Here is a 23,519-nt window from a genome sequence, read left to right as displayed (position 1 = left end):
CGTGGCTGGTGACGTGGCTCGCAATCCGACTCCCGATGTGACCCTCACCGTGCACCGGCCCGGTGAACTGACCGCCGCCGACCGGGCCGCCTGGACTGCGTTGCAGGCCAAGGCCCATCTGCACGGCTCGCCCGAACTGGCCAACCCCTTCCTGTCCCCGGAGTTCACGCTCGCGATCGGCCGCTGCAGACGCGGCGTACGCATAGCGGTGCTCCACGAGGGCGGGGAACCTGCCGCGTTCTTCCCGTTCCAGAGATCCACCGGCGGCGTCGGCCGGGCGATCGGGCTCGGCGTCTCCGACTGCCAGGGGCTGGTCCACCGTCCCGGATTCGACTGGGACGCACGGGAGTTGCTGCGGGCCTGCGGGCTCGCGGTGTGGGAGTTCGACCATCTGGTGGGGGGTCAGGCGCCGTTCGAGGCCGGGGCCTCCGCCACCTTCCCGTCCCCGGTGATGGACGTCGACCAGGGGTACGAGACCTATCTGGCCGGACTCCGGGCACGCTCCCCGAAGTTCACGCGCACGACGCTCGCCAAGGAGCGCAGACTCGGCCGGGACGTCGGCGAGGTCCGCTATGTGCACGACGAGCGCGATCCCGAGGCGCTGACCAGGCTGATGGCATGGAAGTCCGCCCAGTACCGCAGGACCGGCCGCAGCGACCGGTTCGCGCACGCCTGGATCACCCGGCTCGTGCAGCAGCTCTTCCACACCCGTTCCGACCCGTTCGCGGGCATCCTGTCGGTGCTCTACGCCGACGGCAGGCCGATCGCCGCCCACTTCGGGCTGCGTACGGAACGCGTACTGGCCTGCTGGTTCCCGGCGTACGACCCGGCGTACTCGAAGTACTCGCCGGGGCTGATCCTGCATCTGCGGATGGCGGAGGCGGCAGCCGCCGACGGTATCGCGTACCTGGATCTGGGCCGGGGGCAGAAGGAGTACAAGGACTCCCTGAAAACACGTGAACTCATGGTGTCCGAGGGGTGGGTGACACGTCGTCATCCCGTGGCGGCCGGACATCGGGCCCGGCGCGCTCCGGTGCGGGCGCTGCGCAACGTGGTGCTGTCACGGCCGGAGCTCTTCGGGCCGGCGGACCGGGCACTGAAACGGATGGGGCAGCTCCGTTCCAGAAATCGATCAAAGTAGTTGCGTAACGGTCAAACCAACAAAAACGTGCGACCTCTTTTCAGGTCTTGCCATAAGGGCGCAATCGTCAATACCGTCATACTCTTACCCGCATCGGTACGTCGTCCTGTGACTCAGGGGAGGGCTCAGGGTCCACGGCGACCGTCGGAGCGGGGCGCGGTAGGGGGGTGCCGTGCCCGGTGGACGTACGTCTCGCCGGGCCGTGCCGCGAAACCGACCACCGGGTCACGGTGTTCGGCCAGCTTTGCCAGCTCACCCGGCGTGTATGAGCACGGCCAGAGACTGATACGGAGAGTCCATTCGGCATGCCGTAAGTGAGAACCCCCCTTTCGAACCGGACAAAAGCCGGGCTGCCCAGGGGCGGGCGGTCTACCGGACGAGAGGGTCCAGAGTCATGAGTTCCGTTCTGCGACCGGCGATACCGGGTCAGTCGCCCGCGATCGCCGACCAGCAACCGATCACGGCCGACGTGTACCGGCCGATCTCCTCCCACCTGGCGATCACGCCACCGGTGAGCGTGGTGATCCCCGCCATGAACGAGGCGGAGAACCTGCCGTACGTCTTCAAGAGCCTGCCCGACTGGATCCATGAAGTGGTCCTGGTCGACGGCAACTCCACCGACGACACCGTCGAGGTCGCCCGCGGGCTGTGGCCCGGCGTCAAGGTCGTCGAACAGCGGGGCAAGGGCAAGGGGGATGCCCTGATCACCGGCTTCGAGGCCTGCACCGGCGACATCATCGTGATGGTCGACGCGGACGGGTCGGCGGACGGCCAGGAGATCGTGTCGTACGTCTCCGCGCTGGTCTCGGGCGCCGACTTCGCCAAGGGCTCGCGCTTCGCCAACGGCGGTGGCACCGACGACATGACGCCGATCCGCAGGCTCGGCAACTGGGCGCTGTGCACGGTCGTCAACAAGAAGTTCGGCGCCCGCTACACCGATCTCTGCTACGGCTACAACGCGTTCTGGCGGCACTGCCTCGACGAGATCGACCTCGACTGCACCGGCTTCGAGATCGAGACCCTGATCAACATCCGGGTGGTCAAGGCGGGGCTCAAGGTGCAGGAGATCCCGAGCCACGAGTACCTCCGTATCCACGGCGCGAGCAATCTGCGGGCCGTGCGCGACGGGCTGCGCGTCCTGCGGGTGATCCTGGAGGAGCGCTCCAACCGGCGTGCCCTGCGCCGCCGTTCGCACTCCCGCGTCCTCAGCACGAGCCGGGGAGAGGTGTCTTGAGCGAGCCGGACGTCTCGGTGGTCGTCTGCGTCTACACCGAGGACCGCTGGGAGGACATCCTCGCGGCGGTCGCCTCGGTGCGGGCGCAGTCGCGGCCGGCCCTGGAGACACTCCTGGTCGTCGACCACAACCATGCTCTCCTGGAGCGGCTGGCCAAGGAGTACAAGGAGACCGGCGAGGTACGGGTGCTCGCCAACGCGGGCCCGCGCGGCCTGTCGGCCGGCCGCAACACCGGGATCGCCGCCTCGCACGGGGGGATCATCGCCTTCCTCGACGACGACGCCGTGGCCGAACGCGACTGGCTGCGCCACCTCGCCGAGGGGTACGCGGACCCCCGGGTGATGGCCGTCGGCGGCCGGACGATGCCGATCTGGGCGTCGGGCCGCCGGCCGGCCTGGTTCCCCGAGGAGTTCGACTGGGTGGTGGGCTGCACCTACAAGGGGCTGCCCGGGGGGCGCGTCAGGGTCCGCAACGTGCTCGGCGGCAACGCCTCCTTCCGGCGTACGGCCTTCGACGTGGCCGGCGGTTTCGCCACCGGTATCGGACGGGACGGCGACAAGCGGCCGTTGGGCTGCGAGGAGACGGAGCTGTGCATCCGGCTCACCCGGGCCGGGCCCGACGCGGTACTGCTGATCGACGACCGTGCGGTGATCCACCACCGGGTGCCCGAGGTCCGCGAACGCTTCGGGTACTTCCGCACCCGCACCTACGCCGAGGGTCTGTCGAAGGCGCTGGTCGCCCGAAGTGTGGGCGCGGGCAGAGGACTTGCGTCGGAACGCCGGTACACCACCAGGGTGCTGCCCGCCGGGGTCGCGCGCGGTCTGCGCGACGCCCTGCTGGCCAGGCCGGGCGGCGCGGGCCGGGCGGGCGCGATCGTCGCCGGGGTGCTGACAGCGGCCGGCGGGTACGTCCTCGGGAGCCTGCGGGCGCGCCGGGGCGGGGCCACGTTCACGGTGGTGGAGATCGAGCGGAGCGTCGAAGGGGGTACGGCATGAATGCGCCCGTGCCCGTCCTGATGTACCACTCGGTCACCCGGACGCCCAGTCCCCTCACGCGTACCCTCTCGGTGACGCCCGAGGCGTTCACCGAGCAGATGGCGCTGCTCGCGAACCGGGACTTCCATCCGGTCACCACGGCCCAACTGGCCGACTCCTGGCGCCGCCCGTTCTCGATGGAGCGGGTACTGCCCCCGCAGCCGGTCCTGATCACCTTCGACGACGGATACGAGGGGGTGCACCGGCACGCGCTGCCGGTGCTGGCCGAACACGGCTTCTCCGCCTCGCTGTTCGTCTCGACGGGCTGGCTCCGGGGCGCGCACCGCACCGGCGGCGCTCTCGACACCATGCTCGACTGGGACCAGGTGCGCGAACTCGCGGAGGTGGGCGTCGAGATCGGCGGCCACAGCCACACGCACCCGGAGCTGGACCAGCTCGACGACGACGCGCTGCGCTTCGAGCTGACGCGCTGCAAGGAGATCGTCGCGGACGAACTGGACACCGTGCCCGTGTCGTTCGCCTATCCCTACGGCTACTCCAGCCGCCGGGTGCGCACCGCTGTCCGCGAGACGGGGTTCGCGCAGGCGCTCGCGGTCGGCAACGGTCTCGCACGCCGGGCACAGGGTCCGTACGCCCTGAAACGCGTCACCGTGCGCCGCAGCACCAGTATCCAGGAGTTCGAGCGGCTGATCGAGGGCCGAGCGATCGCCCGCAACTTCGCCCGGGACCGTGCCCTCACCAAGGGGTACGCCATCGTCCGCAGCGCACGTCAGGTCCGCCTGAAGGCCGTCCGTTCCCGTGTCTGACACGACGACCACACCCGCGACCGAGGCCACTGGGATCCCCGGGGCCGAGACACCCGAGCAGCGTCCGGGGCGGCGGCTGCGGCTGCCCGGCCTGGGCAGGGGCCAGGGGGGTGGCAGCCAGCTGTTCCGCAACGCCTACGCGCTGATGCTCAACACCGGCATCTCCGCCGTGCTCGGGCTCGGCTTCTGGCTGGCCGCCGCCCGCTACTACACCGAGTCGGCGGTCGGCCAGAGCTCCGCCGCGATCGCCGCCATGAAGCTCCTCGCCGGGCTCACGGCGGTCACCCTGACAGGCGCCCTGGCCCGCTTCATCCCGGTCGCGGGCCGCGCCACCGGGCGGCTCATCTTCCGTACGTACGCGGGCAGTTCGGTGATCGTCGCGCTGGCCGGCGGCGTCTTCCTGCTCACGCTGGACAGCTGGGGACCGTCGTACCGGTTCCTGCACGGGCCGGTGCCCGCCCTGGGGTTCGTCGGCGCCGTCGTCCTGTGGAACCTGCTCACCCTCCAGGACGGGGTGCTGACCGGGCTGCGCAGCGCGCTGTGGGTACCGGTCGGCAACACCGCGTTCTCGGCGGTCAAGCTGGGGCTGCTGGTCGCCTTCGCGGCGGCGATCCCGACGAGCGGTGTCTTCGTGTCGTGGGTCGCGGCGATCGCCATGTCGGTACTTCCGCTGGGCTGGCTGGTCTTCCGGCGGCTGGTGCCCCGGCACGTCAGGGCGACCGAGGCGCACGCGAAACCGCCGACGCCGAAGGAGATCGGCCGGTTCCTGGCGGGCGACTACACCGGGTCGCTGTTCTCCCTCGCGGTGGTCTACCTGGTGCCGGTGATCGTCGCCTCGCAGGTCAGCTCCGCCGACAACGCGTACTTCTACATCACCACCACCATCGGCGGCACGGTCAACCTGCTCGCCATCAACATGGGCGCCTCCCTCACCGTCGAGGGCTCGCACGATCCGGCCCGGCTGGCCGCCAACACCCGGGCCGCCCTCAGACGCATGGCACGGATCATGCTGCCGGTCGCCGGTGTGCTGTTCTTCGGCGCGCCCTGGATCCTGGGCGTCTTCGGCTCGGGCTACGCGGACGCGGCGACCCCGCTGCTGCGCTGGTTCGCGGTCGGCGCGGTGCTGCGGGTCGTCATGGAGACGTACTTCGCGGTGCTGCGCGCCCAGAGCCGCACCGGTGGACTCGCCTGGATGCAGGGCCTGTTGTGTGTCCTGGTGCTCGGTCTGACGCTGCTGCTGCTCCCCCGGACGGGGCTGACCGGCGCGGGCGTCGCGGAGATCTCGTCCCTCGCGGTGATCGTCGCCATCGCCGCGCCCAGGCTGTACCGGACGGTCAGGGCGGCGCCGGAGGACGCCGTCCCCGAGGGCCCGGCACCGGACGGCGACCTCGCCGACCTGGGGACGCGAGATGTCCTGGCGGTCAACTCCCGCAGGCACGGGCAGGGTTGGGCGCGGGACTCGGACACCCTCGCGCTCGGCGTCCACGTCGACTTCGACCATCTGGAACGCCGCCCGGACGTCCGCCCGGGGCCGGGAACCCCGCCCACGGGGACACCGGCGCCGCGTGCGGACCACCGGCCGGCCTGGGCCCTGAAACAGACGGGGCCGCAGGTCGCGGGGCTGCCGGTGGAGGGCGCCTTTCGGGACCTCGCCGTCCCGGCGGGCGCGGACGCCGAACTCGTACACGCCGTACGGGCCTCCCTCGTACGGGAGTCGCGGACTCCGCACACCTCACCCGAACCGCCTCCGCTCCCCCTGCGCGCACGTCTGCTGCCCACCCGGGGCGGACTGGTCCTCGGCGGTCTGCTGATCGCCGCGCTCCTCCTCTACTGGGTGCCGGCGTCCCACCTCGGCGAGGCCGACCTGGACCGGATGGGCGGGCTCGGGCTGGTCTCCGTACTGCCGCTGCCGACGTTGATCGGGGCCGCGCTGCTGGTCGTGGTGTTCGCGTCGCTGCTGTGGGGGAACCGGGAACACCGGACGCTGCTGGCTCTGACGCTGCTCGCGACCGTCGTGTCGCTGCACGCGCTGCCCGCGGCGATCGAGGCCGAACCGCGGTTCGCGACAGCCTGGCAGCACCTGGGGTTCATCGACCACATCGACCGGACCGGGACCGCCGTACCGGACCTGGACGCGCGCTGGAGCTGGCCGGGCTTCTTCGCGGGCGCCGCGTTCGTGGCGAAGGCCTGCGGGGTCAGTGATCTCACCGAGGTCATCCGCTGGTGGCCGCTGACCATGCAACTGCTCTACCTGGCACCGCTGTTGCTGCTGACGCGCTCCCTGCGGGCGAGCTGGCGCGCTAAGTGGACCGGCGTGTGGATCTTCGTCCTGAGCGGCTGGGTGGGCCAGGACTACTTCTCCCCGCAGGGCTTCACCTACCTCCTCTATCTGGTCTTCGTGGCGATCCTGCTGGTGTGGTTCCGGGCGCCACGGGTGCTGTGGGCGAAGATGCGGCCCGGCGAGGCGGAGGTCGAGCCGACGGACCGCCGCCAACAGGCCGTACTGCTGGCCGTGTTGATCGCCCTGTTCGCTGCGACGGTCCCGGCCCACCAGCTGACGCCGTTCGTGATGCTGGGCGTGCTGGCCGTCCTGGTCCTGATCGGCCGGTCCGAACTGCGGGGCCTGCCCATCCTGTTCGGCGTCATCGTCGCGGCCTGGGTCGGATTCATGGCCGAGCCGTACTGGTCGGGGCACTTCGACGAACTCTTCGGCGGGATGGGCGGAGTGGGCGGCAATGTGTCGTCGAGCGTCTCCGGCCGTATCGAGGGCGGCAGTTCGACGCACAAGTTCGTCCTCTACACGCGTGTCCTGCTGGCCGGCGGGGTCATGACCCTCGCCTGCTGCGGCTGGTGGCGCCGCCGCGACCACAAGTACCGCGAACGTTCCCTGCTCGTCCTCACCTTCGTCCCGTTCCTGGGCTTCGGCATGCAGTCGTACGGCGGCGAAATGGCCCTGCGCGTCTTCATGTTCGCCCTGCCCGGCGCGGCCCTGCTCGGCGCGCTCGCGCTCTTCCCGCGCACCGGGGTCACCCCGAAGGAACAGGAGCGGGACCGGATCAGCCTCGCCCCGCTGGCCGCCCTGCTGGCGGGCCTGGTCCTCATGGGCGGCTTCCTGGTGGCCCGTTGGGGCAACGAGTCCTTCGAACGGACCCGCCCCGGCGAGGTCGCCGCGATGAACTACGTGTACGCCCACGACACTCCGACCGTACGGCTGCTGTGGCTGAGCAACGACCTCGCCGACAACGTGACACCGGCCCTGCCGTGGGGCGCCCGGGACATGGAGAAGGTGCGGTACGAGCCGACGCTCGCACCGGCCGACCCGGTGCTGGTGTCGGGGCTGGTGAAGGCGCTCAAGGACGCGGGCCCCCAGTCGTATCTGATGGTCAACCGCAGCCAGGTCGTGTACCTCCGGCTGGACGTGGGCTACTCGGCCGCCTGGGAGCACCGGCTGCTCCAGAACCTGGACGGCCGCGACGAGTTGAAGCAGGTGTTCGTCAACTCCGACGTCACGATGTACGCGCTGCGGCAGCAACCGGAGGGCAGGGTCCCGAAGGCCGATCCCGGCCCGATCGGTCCCCAGGTGACGTGGACACCGTGGTCGGTGGTGGGCGGCCTGGCTGCCGTCGCGTTGATCCTGCTGCTCACCGTCCGGGAGGCGGTACGGGTCGCGGTGCGGCCGGGGGTCCGCCAACTCCGTTGGCTGCAGAGCAGCTTCTGGTTCTCGCTGCCGCTGCTGGCGGTGTTGCCGGCCGCACTGGTGCAACGGTTCCTGACGATGAAGTGAGGCTGGGGGTGGGGCGGCTCACCGGTTGAGTGGCTCAGCGGCTGAGCCACCTCACCTCGTACGCGCCCATCCTGAACCGTTTGCCGTCGACCCGCGCGTCGATCGGCCGGTCCAGGACGTTGACGACGAGGACGGCCTTGTCGTCGGCCAGCACGCGCACGTTGGGCCGGTCGTCCGGGGCCACCGGGACGGTCCGGTACCGCGTGCCCGGCGGGAACGCGGCGCCGAAGCGGGAGACCAGCTCGTACATGGGAAGTGCCGCTCCGCCGCCGCCACTTGAGGTGGGCGTCCACAGGCAGCCCGCGCAGTCGGTGCCCTTCTCCTCCTCGGGGTTCCAGTAGAAGCCGGAGGAGGCGCCGCCCTTGGCCATCGCGATCAGGCCGGCGGCCTGGACGGCCTCGCGGCGGGTCTCGGACCAGCCGGTGCGGTCGTCGTTGCCGTCGGCGGGCTCGACGTAGTACTCGGCCCACCACAGCGGCAGTCCGTCCGTCCGTGCGCGCACCCACTTCCCGACGGCCGTGAACTTTTCGGTCGCCGTGAACTCGTCGGGCAGCAGTTCGTCGTCCTTGGTGTAGCTGGAGCCGTCCACGACGACGAAGTCGGCGCCCGCCCTGTGCGTGTTCCAGTAGTCGAAGGCGTCGAGGATCCGCTGGTCCATGGCGCCCCAGGGCCCCTTGAAGGTCGTGGAGGCGTCCGGCTTCCGCCGCGGGTCGAGGCTGTCCATGACGAGGTACGGACCGCCGACCATGATGTCCTCGTCGACCTTCTTCAGCGCCTTGTAGACCAGGTTGTACAGGTCGGTGTAGCCCTCGTAGTCCCAGCGCGCCCCGGTGTTGTTCCAGAAGCCCTTGAACTCGTTCCACACGATGAAGTGGCGCACGTCGGGATAGCGCTTGGCGACGGTCGCGGCGAGCGCGGCGAAGTCCTTGTAGTGCGCGCGCTCCGGGGCGGTCTCCAGGGCGGACCGGCTCCAGTCGGTCCGGTCGGAGCCGGACCTGCCGCCCTTCATCCAGTCCGGGGCGCAGCACAGGGTGACGACCGGGGTGGCGCCGGAGGCACGCATGAAGTCGATGCGGCGGTCCATCTCCGTGAAGTCGTAACGCCCCTTCACCGGCTCGGGGTTGCCGGCGCCCCAGCCCATGATGTGCTGGTTCTGCGGCAGCCCGGCGTCCTTCGACAGCAGCCCCTCGACCCGGTCGACGGCCGACGCGTCGCCCTCGTCGGCGCTGAACCGGGTGTGGGTGAAGCCCCATCCGACGTCCGGCTCGGACGACCCGGGCGAGGACGCGGGGGGCGTGCCGTGCACCTTGTCGCCGTCGCGGGAGGTACCCGCGGTGCTGCCACCGTTCGACGGCAGTGTGCTGAACAGGGTCAGGACCAGGGCCAGGGCGGCGGCCCCCACCCCGAGCAGGGCGGTGAGCCGCCACCACCGAGCCGCCGAATTCCACCCATGACGTCCCATCAAGGGCAACAGTAACGGCGGGGTACGGGCGGAGGGCAGACCTCCGCAGCGCACAGCCGGATAACAGAACATGGACGTATCGGACGCGCGGGCCGCAGACACCGTACGGGGTGACACTCGGCGCGCACCACGGAAACCGGGTGCACTCGGCGGCCTGGTGCCGGATCATGGCGGCATGTCCGCGAACCCGTACGACGCGCTGCCGATCCGGCTCAACGTCGACGACAGTGACTCCCCGTCCGACGTCGTCGACGCGCTGTTCCTCGGCCGCTTCGCGACGGGCGAGCAGCCGTACTCCCACGCGGCGAACATCGACCGCGTACGGTCCGGGGCGACGCTCCTCCCGCCGGGCGCCCGCGTCCTGCGCAGCGCCCGCGACGCCGACCGCAGCGCGACCCTGGCGGAGGGCGACGGCTGGACCCTCCTGGTGTCCCGCTGGAACCGGGGCGCCGACGTCACGGTGACGGCGACCACGCCGGAGCTGGCCGCGAAGGTCCTCGACCAGGCGACGGACGGCGCGGCGGACGAGCCCGAACCCCAGCCGGAGAACGTGACGATGGGCTTCTGGTACGTGTCCCCGCGCCGGGGCCCGCACCGCACGACCCGCCAGATCTCGGCGGGCACATGGGACGAGGTCCGCGCCAACTACACCGCGCCGGTGGCGGACGCGATGGACGGCCTGATGAAGACGACGCCGGAGGACATCGCCGGCCGGCTGCTGCTGCTCCACGGCCCGCCGGGCACCGGCAAGACGTCCGCGCTGCGCACGCTGGCCCGTTCCTGGCGGGACTGGTGCCAGGTGGACTGCGTACTGGACCCCGAGCGTCTCTTCTCCGACGTCGGCTATCTGATGGACATCGCGATCGGCGAGGAGGACGGCACGGGCAAGGGCCGCTGGCGGCTGCTCCTGCTGGAGGACTGCGACGAACTGATCAGGGGCGAGGCGAAGCACACGGCGGGCCAGGCCCTCTCCCGTCTCCTGAACCTGACGGACGGCCTCCTCGGCCAGGGCCGCAACGTCCTGGTGGGCGTCACCACCAACGAGGACCTGGAACGCCTCCACCCGGCCGTCGTGCGCCCCGGCCGCTGTCTGGCCCGCATCGAGGTGGGCCCCCTCACCCGCCGCGAGGCGGCAGCCTGGCTGGGCACGGAGGAGGGAATCGCCCGCGAGGGCGCCACCCTCGCCGAGCTGTACGCCCTACGCCGGGGCACAACCCCGACAACGGTCCCGGACCAGCGGGAGGGAGCGGACGCGGGCCTGTACTTGTAATCGGGGGCACGGCTGCGAACCTGTGCAGGTAATCGCCGGGTGGGAGGCGCACCGTCAGGGGCGCGGGGCTGTGTCAATCTGCGGCTCCGCCGCGTGGGCGCGACAAGCCCCCACCGAGCCGCAGCCGAAGAACCACCCCGCTCACCCCTGATGAGCCGCCCGCAGGGCATCCTTCACCGCGGCCAACGCCACATCCTCCGCCAGCCCAAGCCGCCGAACCCGCTCCACGTAAGCCTGCGCAGCAGACGCCGCCTCCCTCTCCGCCGCCGAGCCCGCCGCAGCGACGAACGTTCCGTTGCGCCCCCGCGTCTCGATCACCCCGTCCGACTCCAGCGCCCGATACGCCTTCGCGACCGTGTTCGCGGCGAGACCGAGCGACTCGGCAAGCCCCCGCACGGTGGGCAACCGGTACCCCACCGGCAGCGTCCCGGCCCGGGCCTGCTCGGAGATCTGGGCGCGCACCTGCTCGTAGGGCGGCGCGCTGTCGTCGATGCGGATCTTCAGGGTCACGCTGTGATTGTCCCGTACCGGCCGGAAAATGGGAGGCAACCGCTGTGTCTCCCCGCGTAACGTCCGAGCTCATGACAGTGACCGTGCGAACTCTTCGCACCGAAGACCAGGCCGGCGTCGAAGCCTTCGCCCGTATCCGGCACGTAGCGCTCCCCTTCCTCCTGTTCACACCGGACAGCGTCGCGTACGACATCGCGCACGCCCACCCCGACGCCCGCTTCCGGGCGCTGATCGCCGAGGAGGACGGCGAGGTCCTCGGCACCGCCCAGACCGGAGTCGTCCACGACAGCGCGGAGCCCGGCCAGGGGTACGTCAACGTGTATGTGCACCCGGAGCGCACCCGGCGGGGCGCCGGGGCGCTCCTCGTCCGTACCGCCGAACAGCACCTCGCCGCCGCGGGGGTGACGAAGTCCTTCTCCTGGGTGCTGGACGCCCCCGACAACCGCGCCTTCGCCGAACGCCGCGGCTACCGATCCAGCCGCAACGCGCACTTCCTCCGTCTGGACCTGGCGAACGGCAAGCTGCCCCCGCTCCAGGACCCCCCGCCCGGCGTCGAAATCCGCCCGGCCTCCGACTTCGCCGCCGACCCGCGCCCGCTGTTCGACCTGGACGCGGAGGCGTCGTCGGACGAACCGAGCGATGTCGACTACGAGTTCACGGACTACGAGGCCTGGCTCCGCGAGACCTGGCAGCACCCGCTGCTCAGCCACGAGCTGACCTCGGTCGCCGTCGTCGACGGCCGCCCCGCCGCCTTCAGCGCGGCCCGTACCGACGGCGCCACCCGCTACGGCACCGTGATGACCGGCACCGCCCGCGACTTCCGTGGCCGGGGCCTCGCGAAGCTCGCCAAGAACGACTCCCTGCACCGAGCCCACGCCGCCGGTTACACGGAGGCCCTGACCGGCAACGACGCCGGGAACGGCCCGATGATCGCGATCAACAACTGGTTCGGATACGAGATCTGCGCGACGGAGGTCCGCTATGTCCGCGAACTCACCTGAGGCCACAGCCCCGTCCCCCTCCCCACCCACGGTGAACGTCGTCCTGGTCAAGGCCGGCCGCACGAAGATCAGTTACCCCGCCGAGCTGCTCCACGACGACGGCACACGCCTCGCCGTACGCGCCCCCTGGGCCGGTACCGGAGTCCGCGACTTCGGCTTCGTCCGCTTCGAGCCCGGTGACGTGTTCACGGAGTACTACTGGCGGGACCGCTGGTACTCCGTGAAGGAGGTCCGGGACGCGACAGGCACGCTGAAGGGCTGGTACTGCGACATCGCCCGCCCCGCCACGCTCGCCGGCCCCGACCTGGTCGTCGAGGATCTCGACCTGGACCTGTGGCGCTCCGCCGACGGCACGGACGTACGACGGCTGGACGAGGACGAGTTCGAGGAGAGCGGTCTGGCGCAGTCGGACCCGCGTGCGGCGTCAGCCGCCGTGGCGGCCCTCGACGAGTTGGAGTCGCTGGCGCGCGAGGGCCGCTTCGAGTCACTGCTCGACTGAACCTGCTCGTTCTCAATTCGCTCGTTCTGAACCGGCTCGTTCTGAACCTGCTCGTGTGCCTACGGCTGGGCCAGTACCGCGTACCGCTCGTCCTCGACCTCGCGCCCCCACAGCCGCGCGTCGCCGGACAGCCGCTCCACACGGACGTCCGCGGCGAGGGGCGCGAGCAGCGCGGTGAGCGTGTCGGCGGATATGCCGGCCGGGCTGACCGTCCCCCACACCCCCTCGACCAGTACCAGCCGTCCGCCGGCCCTGAGCAGCCCCTGCCAGTGGCGCAGCACCCGCGCGGGGTCGGGCAGCGTCCACAGGACGTGCCGTACGAGCACCACGTCGAAGCGCTCCTCCCCGACCGGTGGCGCCACCGCGTCGCCCACGAGGAACACCGCGGCTCGCCCGGCCAGTTTGCTCCGGGCGTGCTCGACCATGGCCGCGGACGCGTCCACGCCGGTGACGCGGTGCCCCTGTTCGGACGCGAGGAGCGACAGGCTGCCGGTGCCGCAGCCCAGGTCGAGGACGTCGGCCGGGCGGTCCGGCAGCCAGGAGCGCAGCCGGGCCGCCCAGGCCTCGCGCACGAGCGGGTCACGCAGGCCGTGGTCGGGCTCGTCGTCGAAGGTGGCCGCTTCCGCGTCCCAGTCGGTGTGGGTCATGGGCCAAGAGTGACACCCACCACTGACAATGGAATCGTGACGGCCGCCACTGACAGACCGGCTCCGATGAGTCACTCTCCCGGAAATGGTCTATCTCCGTGAAAACGCGGAACCCGGTGGACCGAAGGAGGCAGCCATGCGCCGCGTAACCGTGCAGAAGCCCCTGAAGAAGTCGGACGCCCGCCGTGTGCGGGAAGAGGCCGACGAACGCACCACCGAGCGTCCCGAGGTCCGCAAGGACATCGCGCGCACCTGGTGGCCGGACGGCTGAAGCCGGCCGTCCTGCCTGAGCGCAGTCCGAACCCTTCCTTAAGCCGACCATAAGGATCTCCCTCACCCGCCTCCAACAGGCGATTCAGCGGTTTCCTGGGGCTAGTTCGCCGAGTGCCCCCGATTGACCGTCGCGAGGAGATCCCGCATGCCCGCCCGCCGCCGCACGGCCGCCGCGATCACCACCGTCACCACCCTCGGGGTCGCCGCGTTCGCCCTGGGCGCCACGCCCGCGTCCGCGCACGGCTCGATGGGCGACCCGGTCAGCAGGGTCGCCCAGTGCTACGCGGAGGGTCCCGAGAGACCGGTCTCGGCCGCGTGCCGGGCGGCGGTCGCGGCAGGCGGTACCCAGGCGCTCTACGACTGGAACGGCATCCGCATCGGTGACGCGGGCGGGCGTCACCAGGCGCTGATCCCGGACGGCGAGCTGTGCAGCGCGGGCAACGAGGAGTTCAAGGGCCTCGACCTGGCCCGCACCGACTGGCCCGCGACGAGCGTGCGCGGCGGCTCGTACACCTTCAGGTACCGCGTGACCGCCCCGCACAAGGGCACCTTCGTGGTGTACCTCACCAAGCCGGGCTACGACCCGGCCCAGCCCTTGTCCTGGGCCGACCTGGACCTCGGACACCCGGTCGCAGTGGCGACGGACCCGGCCGCGGCGGGCGGCTTCTACACGTTCTCCGGCACTCTGCCGCAACGTTCCGGCAGACAACTCCTGTACGCGATCTGGCAGCGCTCGGACAGCCCTGAGGCGTTCTACTCATGCTCCGACGTGACGTTCGGCGCGGGTTCGGGGGCGGGCGAAGGTACAGGCGAGGGGGCAGACGGCGGTGCGTCGAGCAGCGCCTCCGCGCCCTCCGAGGAGCAGATCGAGGACGGTGCCGACAAGTCGACGGTCGGGCATGCGGGGCATGCGGGGGCGGAGGCCGGTACGTCCGCCGGCACATCTCCCGACTCGTCCCCCACCTCGTCCCCCGGCACACCCTCCGCCACGTCCGGCAGCGCGCCGGTCACGCGGCCGAAGGCAGCGGGTGCCGCGGTGAATCTCGCCGAGACCGGCGGCACTTCCGGTACCCCGTACCTCGTGGTGGGCGGCGCGGGCGCCCTGGCGCTGGGCGCCGCCGCCCTGTTCCTGTCGGTCCGCCGACGTGCGGTGGGCGGCGGGCGGTCCGGCCGCTGACCTGTCACTCCGTTCGCCGGGGCCTGGCCGGCGGCTCAGGTCGGCCAGGCCCCGGCGAACGATCCCCGACCGGCGTCAGCCGACCGCCGACAGACAGGTGGTGGCGGTGGCGTGCGCCGGGTCGAGGGCGTTCGTCACCTCGTGGAACGCGATCCGGTCGAGCAGTCCGATGGCGGCATGCTCGGAGAGGTCCAGCGGGCACAGGTCCTGGATCAGGACGTTGTGCACGTCGGAGCCGCTCAGGAACTGGCTCCGGTACGGCGTGACCACCTCGTCGTACCGGGTCGCGAGGACCGTGTAGCTGACACCCGGGACGGTGTCACCGCCCGCGTTGAGCTTGGCGAGGAAGGGGGACCCGGCGACCTGTTCGGCGAGAGCGGGGGTGGCCGTGGTGAGCAGGTCGTCGGCCCCGGGGAAGTACTTCAGCAGGTTGGTGAGGCCGTTCAGGGTGGTGCCGTGGTTGCTGGGCGCGATACCGACGAAGGTGTGCACCTCGGCGGCGCCGCCGAGGAACCTGAGGTAGTAGCGGGGCATCAGACCACCCTGCGAGTGGCCGACGAGGTCGGTCTCGGCGGCGCCGGTCGCGGCGAGCACCTTGTCGACGAAGGCGGCGAGTTGCTCGGCCGACTTGTCGATGGGGCCGAGGCCGTAGAAGAGGGGTACGCCGGGCAGTTGGCCGTAGTCGAGCGAGAAGACGCAGTAGCCCCGGTTCACCAGGTACGGCGCGAGGGTGAGCCAGTTGTCCACTCCGTTGGCGAAGGTGCCGTGGACGAGGACGACGGGGCGGGGATGGGCGGCGGACGGCTTGCAGGAGAAGTCGTTCCAGCCCCTGCTGGAGGCGGACTCGGCTTGCGTTTCGGCCTGTGATCCGGTCTGTGACTCGGTCTGTGACTCGGCTTGCGCGGTGGCGACGGGCACAGCGGTGGCCGCGGCGGCCAGCAACAGTGCGGCGAGGGGTCTGAGTACGCGTTTCCAGGGCAGCATCGAGTGATCTCCTTGCGGCTCAAGGGAATTGCGACGGCTCTACGCCCTGTGATCCGGATCACTGGATGTCGTTCACTCGTCAAGTTACGGGCGAGTAGTCAACGAGGGAAGTTACGGGTCGGTAAAAAATTCACACCACACCCCGAGACCGTGATAGTGGGCAGCCACACCCCGCCCGGCACATCGTTATCCGTTCGTGGATGAGCGGCAGCATCTGCCGCTGCGGCTGTTACGTGAAGATCGTGCGCGCGGTCGAGCAGACCACCCACGGGAAATGAGACCCGCCTCCCATGCATCCCTTCACCTTCACCTTCACCAAGGCCTCCGGGCGGCCCACCGCTCCCGGAACTGAGGATCCTTTTCGGACAGCTCCTCGACGAGTGCGGTCATGCCGGGATTCGTTCGGGTTGACCGCTGCTTCCATCCTCAGAAATGCCACGTTGGTACGCGCGACGGTTTCCCAGTCCGCGTACAACTCCCTCATAGCGGGATCAGTGAAGAGCAGCCGCACAGAATTGCGCTGCCCTTCCGGAATCTGGGAGAAATCCGCGAACACGGCGGCAGCAAGATCATTCCAGGCGAGAATGTCCATGCAACGGCCGAGAACGAAGGAAGGGGTGTCGGTGAGATTGTCGAGGAGCCGTCGCGTCGACGGCCGGACCTTCTGCGCCGCGTGCCGATGTGGCCGCCGCGGGTTCTCCTTCCCGGCCAGTTCGAACAGGTAGTCACACTGGCCATCGTCCAAGCGCAACACCCGGGCCAGGACGCTCAGGACCGGAGTAGAGGCCTCGATGCGCCCCTGTTCCAGGCGGGTGTAGTAGACGGTGCTGATCGCGGCCAGCTGCGCCAGCTCCTCCCGGCGCAGGCCCGGAACCCGACGCAGCGCCCCGCTCTCGGGCAGACCCATCGCACGGGGCTCAGCTCGGTGCGCCGGGCCTTGAGGAATTCACCCAGCTCGCTCAGGTGTGCGTCCCTGCTCATGCCGGACACGGTACTGCGGAAGCCACTACGGGACAGCTCGGCTGGGGGGTGAGATCTGTACCCGGAACACGAATTCCCGTCAATCGCATTCCGAAGCGACGAACCCCGCGTGACCACTGGTCCTCACAACCGCACCGTCCGCATTCCCGTGGCCGACGCGAACATACGGATAGAAAACCCTACCCTCCTACACTCGAGCGAATTCATTTGTCGCCAACTGCACACTGTGCGCTGGACAGCCGATGCGGCCAGCGGACCATGACGGACGGGGCCGCGCCTCTCACGGCCAGGCGTCCCTCTTCCAGAAATTCGTTGGGGGGAGAGTTTTTTACCCGGAAAGTTTTCTCCCATTGTCGCGTTCAGGAGCCGATGGCACGGTTGCATCCGTGCCATCGACACGGTCGAGGACGGTTTCTGCCCCACCAACCACTTGCAAGGAGCGAGGCACACGTATGCCTTCCACAGCCGGGACCTCCCCTGGCAAGCTGCCCTTCGTCGTCTGGGTGCTCGCCGCCTGTACATTCCTGATGGGGACCACCGAGTTCGTCATCGCCGGCCTGCTGCCGGAGATGGCCGGTGACCTCGGTGTCAGCGTGTCTCAGGCCGGCCTGCTGATCACCGCTTTCGCGATCGGCATGATCGTCGGTGGACCCACCATGGCCATGGCCACCCTGCGCCTGCCCCAGCGCCGGACACTGATCATGGCCCTGGCCGTCTTCGCCCTCGGGCACGTCGTCGCCGCGCTGAGCAGCTCCTTCACGATTCTCCTCATGGCCCGCGTCGTCACCGCCCTGGCCACCGGAGCTTTCTGGGCGATCGGATTCGTCATCGCCACCGCTGCCGCGGGCCCCGGCAACTCCACCAGGGCTGTCGGCGTGATGATGGGCGGCCTGACCCTTGCCAACGTCGTGGGCGTACCGATCGGCTCCTTCGCCGGCCAGTTCACCGGCTGGCGCGGCCCGTTCTGGGCCCTTGCCGTGCTCTCGGCCCTGGCCGCCGCGTTCGTCGGCCGCTTCATCCCCACCGTCGAGCAGCGCGCCGAGGTATCGGTGCGGGCCGAGCTTCGTGCTCTGCGGCAGAGCCGGCTGTGGCTGGCACTCACCGCCGCCGTGCTGATCATGGGTGGTGTCCTGGCGACCTACACCTACATCACCCCGCTGCTGACCGACCGCGCCGGCATTGCTGAAGGGGCCGTGCCGCTGGTCCTGATCGGCTTCGGTGCCGGCGCGCTGGGCGGCACCGCCATCGGCGGACGCATGGGTGATCGCCGCCCGATGGCCACGACCCTCATCGCCGCCGCGGCCACCTCCCTGACGTTGTTCCTGCTGATCCCACTGTCGAACAGCCCGGTCGCGGCCATCGTCCTGGTGTTCCTCATGGCCCTGACCGGGTTCACCGTTCCCCCGGTCGTCACTTCGCTTGCCGTCCGGTTCGCGGGCGACGCACCCACCCTCACCTCGGCGCTGACGACCTCCGCCTACAACACGGGCATCGCCGTCGGGTCGGCCATCGCCGGCCGAGCCATGGACTCCTCTCTGGGCCTGACCGGACCGGCCCTGGTCGGCGCGGTCTCCGCCGCCCTGTCTCTGTTGCCGTTCATCGCTCTCGCTCTCAGCGGCGCACCCCGCAGAGCGCGGATCGTGACCCGGCACACGAACTCCTCCCACGCGCAGGACGACGCGGCCACACCAACACCGTCGCGGCACTGACGGGCGCCCGCATCCCGCAAAGCTCTCGTTGGGAGACCGCCTGAAGCCAACCCAAGGCTTCTGCCGCTACCACACGCCTTCGAGGCCGTCCTGAGCGCGGCCACGAGGGAACTCACCGACGCAGGTCACTAACGTCGGCCCAGTAAGCAAAACCAACGCACCAAGAGAGTTCAGAGAGACATCATGGAATTCATCAAGCAGCAGCCCAGCAGCAAGGCCCCGGCGGACTGGTTCACCGGTGACGTGTGGTGGGACGTCATCGTGGCCGGCCAGGAGCCGTCCCGGATGCGCGCCAACCTTGTCCGCTTCTCCCCGGGCGCCCGCACCAACTGGCACACCCACGCCCTGGGCCAGACCCTGCACGTCGTCTCCGGCATCGCCCTGATCGGCACCCGAGACGGCACCGTCCTGGAAGCCCACCCGGGCGAAACGGTCACCTGCCCGCCCGACGAGGAACACTGGCACGGCGCCACCCCCGACCGGTTCATGGAACACATCGCCATGTGGGAAGGCAGGGGCGACGGAACCACCGAGACCACCTGGGCCGAGCCGGTCACCGACCAGCAGTACAACGGCCCCCGCACCCGCAGCCGGTAACCACAGCGCAAGAGCTGGAACAGGTGGCCGTAGTCGACCCCGACGAAGCGCGCAGCGGTGCGCGCCGGCGACCAACAAACCTGCTGACGATACGGTTTGGCGGTGCGTTCAGGGCGGGCGGCGGTGACGCAGCACATGGTGGTCTGCTCGGGGTGATGATTTGTTCAGAGGAGAGTCCCTCCAGCTCATCGACAAAGTCTGCGGCGAGGTCACTGTGGAATGAGTGCTCACTGCACGAGCACGACCCGACGTAGGGATCTCGCCAGCGCTCAACCTCGGCATGGTCAGCATCCATCAGGACCTCGCTGACGCAGACCAGTCACCCACCCACGAGTCTCCGGACACGCGCTGTGGGCGCCCTCAGCTGATGTCCGGTACCTCAAGGACAGCGGCCGCGGTGGTGAGCGCGCGGTCAGGCGGTGAAGGAGGCGAGCAGTTCGTTGTACTGCTTGGCGGAGGTGGCCAGGTCCTCGTCGGAGAGGCCGAAAGCGGTGCCGTACAGCTTGACCATCGGCTGGATGTCGAACTGGCACAGCCGCAGGGTCGCGTGCCAGTTGCTGAGGAGGGTCTCGATGGTGGCCTTGTTCGAGCCTTCGGGGGTGTAGTGGTCGGCGGGGACGCCGGTGGTGACGGCGACGACGGCCTTCTTGCCGGCCAGCTGCGAGGCGGATCCGTCGATGGTGAAGGCCCAGCCGAAGGTGAAGACCTTGTCCTGCCACTGCTTGAACAGAGGGGTGGTGTTGTACCAGAACACCGGGTGCTGGAAGACGATCACATCGTGCTCGGCCAGCAAAGCCTGCTCGGCGTCGACGTCGATCTGGAAGTCGGGGTAGGTGGCGTAGAGGTCGTGCACGGTGACATGGGGCAGATCGCGGACGGCGTCCACGAGCGCGGCGTTGGCCTTCGACCGGGCCAGGTCGGGGTGGCCTACGACAAGGAGAACCTTGGACATGATGAGAAACCTTTTCAGTGATCGGTGAACCGGGTGGGGTGAATGGACGCGGGTTGGTCGGGTGTGACGGGGCAGGAACGGTCAGCGGTCGATGCTGGCCATGTTCGCCTCGTCGTGGCGCTCGCCCGCGGCCGGCGTGAGGTTGTTGAGGCGGTCGAGCTGAGCGGCGCTGAGTTCGACGGCGTCGGCGGCGGTGTTCTCTTCGACGCGTGAGACCCGCCGGGTGCCGGGGATGGGGGCGATGTCGTCGCCGCGGGTCAGCAGCCAGGCCAGTGCGGTCTGGGCCGGGGTGGCGCCGATCTCGGCGCCGATGGCCCGTACTTCGTCGACGATGGTCAGGTTGCGCTGGAAGTTCTCGCCGGTGAAGCGGGGGTTGGTCTTGCGCCAGTCGTCGTCGGTGAAGTCGTCGACGGTGCGGATCTGCCCGGTCAGCAGGCCGTGGCCGAGCGGGGAGTAGGGCACGAATCCGATGCCGAGTTCGCGCAGCAGCGGGAGGATCTCGGCCTCGACGTCGCGGGTCCACAGGGAGTACTCGGTCTGCAGTGCCGCCACCGGGTGTACGGCGTGTGCCCGGCGGATCGTCTCGGGGCCGGCCTCGGAGAGTCCGATGTGGCGCACCTTGCCCTCGGCGACCAGCTCGGCCAGCGCACCGACCGTCTCCTCGATGGGTGTCTTCGGGTCGACGCGGTGCTGGTAGTAGAGGTCGATGTGGTCGGTGCCGAGCCGCAGGAGCGAGCCTTCGACCGCGGTCTTCACGTTGCCGGGGCTGCTGTCGATGACGCCGGGCCCGTCGCCGGCGTGGGAGACGAGACCGAACTTCGTCGCCACGACGACGTCGTCGCGCCGGCCCTTGATGGCCTTGCCGACGAGTTCCTCGCTGTGGAAGGGGCCGTAGATCTCGGCGGTGTCGATATGGGTGACCCCGAGGTCCAGCGCCCGGTGGATGGTGCGGATCGACTCGGCGTCGTCGAGGCCCCCGCCCGTGGTGTAGACGCCGGCCATGGTCATGGCTCCGAGACCGATGCGGGAAACATCGAGCCCGCCCAGTGATACGTGCTTCATCAGGTACTCCTTGTCGTGACGGCCGTCAGGCCCGGTCGGTGGTCGTGACCAGTGCGGTACGCCACCATCCGGCGGTGCGTGCTTCGGGGCGTACCGCTCAGGCGCGGACGTCGCCGTAGCCCAGGCCGGTGTTGCCGGTGACGGACGGCGGGGATCGGTAGGCGGAACCGGCTGTGCCGGGTCAGTGCTCTTGGGCCGCGGGTTCCAGGACGAGGACCGGGATTTCACGGTCGGTGTTCTTCTGGTACTCGGCGTAGCCCGGGAAGGCCTCGACGGCTCGGGCCCACCACGCGGCCTTCTCGGCCCCGGTGACCTCGCGGGCCAGCATGTCCTGGCGTACGGGGCCGTCCTGGAGCTCGACCCGGGGGTCGGCCACCGTGTTGTGGTACCAGACCGGGTGCTGGGGGGCTCCTCCGGCGGAGGCGACCACGGCGTAGGAGCCGTCGTGCTCCACCCGCATGAGCGGGGACTTGCGGATCTTGCCGCTCTTCGCGCCCAGGGTGGTCAGGACGACAACGGGCAGGCCCTGCAACGTCGTTCCCTCCGTGCCACCAGAGCTCTCGTACAGCTCCACCTGGTCACGTACGAACTGCGCCTTGCTCGGCTCGTACTCACCTTTCAGTGGCATGTTGTCCCTCTCAGGCGTGGGTGTCGTCGTAGGCGAGGTTGTCGCCCAGTTCGCGGGAGGCGTCGGCCTGGGCGAGGAGTTCCTTCGCCTTGGCCTCGACGGCCTCGATGGCGTCCGCGCCGGCGACGAACCGCTGCAGGGGCTTCTCCTGGTCAACGATGATCAGCAGGGCGCGGGCGAGTTTGGCGGGGTCGCCGGGCTGCTGGCCGTTCATGCTCTTCATGCCCTCGATCCTCGGGGCGGTGCGCGGGGCGTAGTCGTCGATGGACAGCTCGGGCCAGGTGGTGGAACCGTCCACGAGGAGTTCGGTGCGGAAGTATCCGGGCTCCACGGCCGTGGTGTGGATGTTGTACGGCTCGACGTCGTAGCGCAGGGACTCCATCCAGCCCTCTTCCGCGAACTTGGAGGCGGCGTAGGCGGAGGTGAACTCCATGCCGACCAGGCCGGCGGTCGAGGTGATGGTGATGATGTGCCCGGCGCGCTGCTTGCGCATGACGGGCAGGACGGCGCGGGTGACGTTCATCGGGCCGAAGAGGTTGGTCTCGAACTGCCGGCGCATCTGCGCGGGCGAGATCTCCTCGAAGTAGCCGGTGAACAGGTTCCCGGCGTTGTTGATCAGGACGTCGATACGGCCGAAGCGGTCGACGGCTGCCTGCGCGGCGGCCTCGGCGTCCTCCAGGCTGGTGACGTCGAGCTTGGTGACCAGCAGGTTGTCCTGCGGTCCGCCCAGGGTCTTCTCGACCTCCTCGGGACGGCGGCCGGTGGCGACGGCCTGGTGGCCGGCCGCGAGGGCCTCGCGGGCGATGTCCGTGCCCAGACCGCGTCCGGCACCGGTAACGAGAATGACCTTGCTCATGAGGGATTTCCTTTCAGGCGCCGTGATTTGGCACCCGGTATCTGCGGTGGTGATGCGCCGTGCCCGTCCCGGCGGCCGGCCGGGCGGTGGACGAGGAAGGACTGGGTGGGCCGGACGGCGTCAGGCCTGGACCGTGGGCATGATCCACAGCTCGGCGACGGAGGCGTGGCGGGGCCGGGTGACCATGTGGGCGACGCCGTCGGCGATGTCCTCGGGGGCGAGGATCTCGGTCGTCCCGGGGAAGGGCTGGATCATCTCGCTGTGGATCTCGGGCTTGTTGGCGGGTGAAGTACAGAGCCTCGCTGCTATGCGGCGGGGATGGCGCCCATCTGCCGGAGGATGCCGAGCATGTCGAGCTGGGCGCGTTCCTCGACGATCTTGCCGTGGGACAGGCGGTAGAACGCCATGCTCTCCGAGCGGATGGACTTGCCTGTCGCCTCGACCCCGGCGAAGGGTCCTTCGTGGGTGCCCGTCATGGAGTAGCGGATGGCCACGGTGTCGCCCTCGGCCCGCATGTCCTGCACCGTCCACTTGAGGTCGGGGAACGCCTTCAGGTTCGCGGCGACGATGCCGAGATACGTGTCCCGGCCCTGCCATGTCTGGCCCCCGGAGTGCACGACGATGTCCGGGCTGACGAACCTGCTCGCCAGAGCGGGATCGCGACCGGGCAGATACTCGCTGGTGTAGCGCTGCATGATGCGCTTGTTCACCTGAGCCGTCCCGTGGTTCCAGGAGACGGATTCCGCCGTGACTCGGGACGGCGACCCGGAACCGGTGCCGCGGTCGGCCGTGCCGACCGCGTCCGCGGCTCCCGATCCGAAGGCCGCGAGGCTGAGCGCTCCCAGCGCCGTGACTACGGCGGCCGGCCTGGTGTACCGACGCATGATCGTCCTTCTGACCTCGGTGATCACGGCGCCGACGGCGCCGCAGAAGAGCTGGTGACCGGCGGCA

At 69.9% G+C, this 23,519-nt stretch carries 22 protein-coding genes and 2 pseudogenes; 13 read left to right on the top strand and 11 right to left on the bottom strand.

Annotated elements, in window-relative coordinates; translation table 11 throughout:
* Nucleotides 1-13: 13 nt before the first annotated feature.
* The 5 genes from ACW4TU_RS36260 to ACW4TU_RS36240 all read left to right on the top strand — a co-directional run bounded on the left by ACW4TU_RS36260 (nucleotide 14) and on the right by ACW4TU_RS36240 (nucleotide 7,960).
* Nucleotides 14-1,141, top strand: coding sequence for a GNAT family N-acetyltransferase (locus ACW4TU_RS36260; protein ID WP_457420300.1), 1,128 nt, complete (start codon nucleotides 14-16; stop codon nucleotides 1,139-1,141).
* A gap of 394 nt (nucleotides 1,142-1,535) precedes the next feature.
* A complete protein-coding gene (locus tag ACW4TU_RS36255) occupies nucleotides 1,536-2,375 on the top strand; it encodes a glycosyltransferase family 2 protein (protein ID WP_457420298.1) in 840 nt (279 codons plus the stop codon).
* Entirely contained in the window at nucleotides 2,372-3,370 is a 999-nt protein-coding gene (locus ACW4TU_RS36250) for a glycosyltransferase family 2 protein (protein ID WP_457420296.1), read from the top strand. The genes ACW4TU_RS36255 and ACW4TU_RS36250 overlap by 4 nt, the downstream gene beginning before the upstream one ends.
* Nucleotides 3,367-4,176: a polysaccharide deacetylase family protein gene (locus tag ACW4TU_RS36245; protein ID WP_457420294.1), complete on the top strand. Its 810-nt coding sequence runs from the start codon at nucleotides 3,367-3,369 to the stop codon at nucleotides 4,174-4,176. The genes ACW4TU_RS36250 and ACW4TU_RS36245 overlap by 4 nt, the downstream gene beginning before the upstream one ends.
* A complete protein-coding gene (locus ACW4TU_RS36240; RefSeq protein ID WP_457420292.1) occupies nucleotides 4,169-7,960 on the top strand; it encodes a lipopolysaccharide biosynthesis protein in 3,792 nt (1,263 codons plus the stop codon). Before ACW4TU_RS36245 ends, ACW4TU_RS36240 begins: the two co-directional genes overlap by 8 nt.
* 34 nt (nucleotides 7,961-7,994) lie before the next feature.
* Here ACW4TU_RS36240 and ACW4TU_RS36235 read toward each other — a convergent pair whose 3' ends face one another.
* Nucleotides 7,995-9,422, bottom strand: coding sequence for a GH39 family glycosyl hydrolase (locus ACW4TU_RS36235; RefSeq protein WP_457420290.1), 1,428 nt, complete (start codon nucleotides 9,420-9,422; stop codon nucleotides 7,995-7,997).
* 175 nt (nucleotides 9,423-9,597) lie between these two features.
* Here ACW4TU_RS36235 and ACW4TU_RS36230 point away from each other — a divergent pair, with 175 nt between their 5' ends.
* A complete protein-coding gene (locus tag ACW4TU_RS36230) occupies nucleotides 9,598-10,692 on the top strand; it encodes a DUF5925 domain-containing protein (RefSeq protein WP_457420288.1) in 1,095 nt (364 codons plus the stop codon).
* Nucleotides 10,693-10,833: 141 nt separating this feature from the next.
* Here the strand turns inward: ACW4TU_RS36230 and ACW4TU_RS36225 are convergent, their stop codons facing one another.
* Nucleotides 10,834-11,202, bottom strand: a complete 369-nt coding sequence (locus ACW4TU_RS36225) for a GntR family transcriptional regulator (protein WP_457420286.1) — start codon at nucleotides 11,200-11,202, stop codon at nucleotides 10,834-10,836.
* Between the two features lie 71 nt (nucleotides 11,203-11,273).
* Between ACW4TU_RS36225 and ACW4TU_RS36220 the strand changes: the two genes are divergently transcribed.
* Complete coding sequence (locus tag ACW4TU_RS36220) at nucleotides 11,274-12,203, top strand: GNAT family N-acetyltransferase (protein ID WP_457420284.1); 930 nt, start codon at nucleotides 11,274-11,276, stop codon at nucleotides 12,201-12,203.
* The gene (locus ACW4TU_RS36215) at nucleotides 12,184-12,702 is read left to right on the top strand and encodes a ribonuclease FAU-1 family protein (RefSeq protein WP_457420282.1); all 519 of its coding nucleotides are present in this window, start codon (nucleotides 12,184-12,186) and stop codon (nucleotides 12,700-12,702) included. The genes ACW4TU_RS36220 and ACW4TU_RS36215 overlap by 20 nt, the downstream gene beginning before the upstream one ends.
* A 59-nt stretch (nucleotides 12,703-12,761) precedes the next feature.
* Here the strand turns inward: ACW4TU_RS36215 and ACW4TU_RS36210 are convergent, their stop codons facing one another.
* Entirely contained in the window at nucleotides 12,762-13,349 is a 588-nt protein-coding gene (locus ACW4TU_RS36210; protein ID WP_457420280.1) for a class I SAM-dependent methyltransferase, read from the bottom strand.
* A gap of 136 nt (nucleotides 13,350-13,485) precedes the next feature.
* Here ACW4TU_RS36210 and ACW4TU_RS36205 point away from each other — a divergent pair, with 136 nt between their 5' ends.
* Entirely contained in the window at nucleotides 13,486-13,620 is a 135-nt protein-coding gene (locus tag ACW4TU_RS36205; protein ID WP_334592328.1) for a hypothetical protein, read from the top strand.
* A gap of 147 nt (nucleotides 13,621-13,767) precedes the next feature.
* On the top strand, nucleotides 13,768-14,799 hold the full coding sequence (locus ACW4TU_RS36200; protein WP_457420278.1) for a lytic polysaccharide monooxygenase auxiliary activity family 9 protein: 1,032 nt from the start codon (nucleotides 13,768-13,770) through the stop codon (nucleotides 14,797-14,799).
* A gap of 75 nt (nucleotides 14,800-14,874) precedes the next feature.
* Here ACW4TU_RS36200 and ACW4TU_RS36195 read toward each other — a convergent pair whose 3' ends face one another.
* Nucleotides 14,875-15,783, bottom strand: a complete 909-nt coding sequence (locus ACW4TU_RS36195; RefSeq protein ID WP_457420276.1) for an esterase/lipase family protein — start codon at nucleotides 15,781-15,783, stop codon at nucleotides 14,875-14,877.
* Nucleotides 15,784-15,971: 188 nt separating this feature from the next.
* Here ACW4TU_RS36195 and ACW4TU_RS36190 point away from each other — a divergent pair.
* Nucleotides 15,972-16,061: pseudogene (locus ACW4TU_RS36190) on the top strand (carbon monoxide dehydrogenase); the annotation flags it as partial.
* A gap of 49 nt (nucleotides 16,062-16,110) precedes the next feature.
* Here ACW4TU_RS36190 and ACW4TU_RS36185 read toward each other — a convergent pair.
* Nucleotides 16,111-16,764 (bottom strand): annotated as a pseudogene (locus tag ACW4TU_RS36185) (helix-turn-helix domain-containing protein); the annotation flags it as partial.
* 452 nt (nucleotides 16,765-17,216) lie between these two features.
* Here ACW4TU_RS36185 and ACW4TU_RS36180 point away from each other — a divergent pair.
* Together ACW4TU_RS36180 and ACW4TU_RS36175 are read left to right on the top strand one after the other, a co-directional pair.
* Complete coding sequence (locus ACW4TU_RS36180; protein WP_457420274.1) at nucleotides 17,217-18,473, top strand: MFS transporter; 1,257 nt, start codon at nucleotides 17,217-17,219, stop codon at nucleotides 18,471-18,473.
* A 183-nt stretch (nucleotides 18,474-18,656) separates the two neighbouring features.
* A complete protein-coding gene (locus ACW4TU_RS36175; protein WP_457420272.1) occupies nucleotides 18,657-19,070 on the top strand; it encodes a (R)-mandelonitrile lyase in 414 nt (137 codons plus the stop codon).
* A gap of 412 nt (nucleotides 19,071-19,482) precedes the next feature.
* Here ACW4TU_RS36175 and ACW4TU_RS36170 read toward each other — a convergent pair whose 3' ends face one another.
* The 6 genes from ACW4TU_RS36170 to ACW4TU_RS36145 form a co-directional block, all read right to left on the bottom strand.
* A complete protein-coding gene (locus ACW4TU_RS36170; protein WP_457420270.1) occupies nucleotides 19,483-20,022 on the bottom strand; it encodes an NAD(P)H-dependent oxidoreductase in 540 nt (179 codons plus the stop codon).
* An 81-nt stretch (nucleotides 20,023-20,103) separates the two neighbouring features.
* Entirely contained in the window at nucleotides 20,104-21,084 is a 981-nt protein-coding gene (locus ACW4TU_RS36165) for an aldo/keto reductase (RefSeq protein WP_457420268.1), read from the bottom strand.
* Nucleotides 21,085-21,265: 181 nt separating this feature from the next.
* Nucleotides 21,266-21,712 (bottom strand): nitroreductase family deazaflavin-dependent oxidoreductase, encoded by a 447-nt coding sequence (locus ACW4TU_RS36160; protein WP_457420266.1) that lies wholly within the window; start codon nucleotides 21,710-21,712, stop codon nucleotides 21,266-21,268.
* 10 nt (nucleotides 21,713-21,722) lie between these two features.
* Nucleotides 21,723-22,568 (bottom strand): SDR family NAD(P)-dependent oxidoreductase, encoded by an 846-nt coding sequence (locus ACW4TU_RS36155; RefSeq protein ID WP_457420264.1) that lies wholly within the window; start codon nucleotides 22,566-22,568, stop codon nucleotides 21,723-21,725.
* Between the two features lie 120 nt (nucleotides 22,569-22,688).
* Nucleotides 22,689-22,823 carry a hypothetical protein gene (locus ACW4TU_RS36150; RefSeq protein ID WP_457420262.1) on the bottom strand — a complete coding sequence of 45 codons (135 nt, stop codon included), beginning with the start codon at nucleotides 22,821-22,823 and terminating at the stop codon, nucleotides 22,689-22,691.
* Nucleotides 22,824-22,873: 50 nt separating this feature from the next.
* Nucleotides 22,874-23,452, bottom strand: coding sequence for an ester cyclase (locus ACW4TU_RS36145; protein ID WP_457420260.1), 579 nt, complete (start codon nucleotides 23,450-23,452; stop codon nucleotides 22,874-22,876).
* Between the last annotated feature and the right edge of the window lie 67 nt (nucleotides 23,453-23,519).

This window comes from Streptomyces kryoterrae (genome assembly GCF_054072135.1).
The sequence above is the reverse complement of the archived record's forward strand: the minus strand, read 5'-3'. Positions and strand labels throughout refer to the sequence as shown.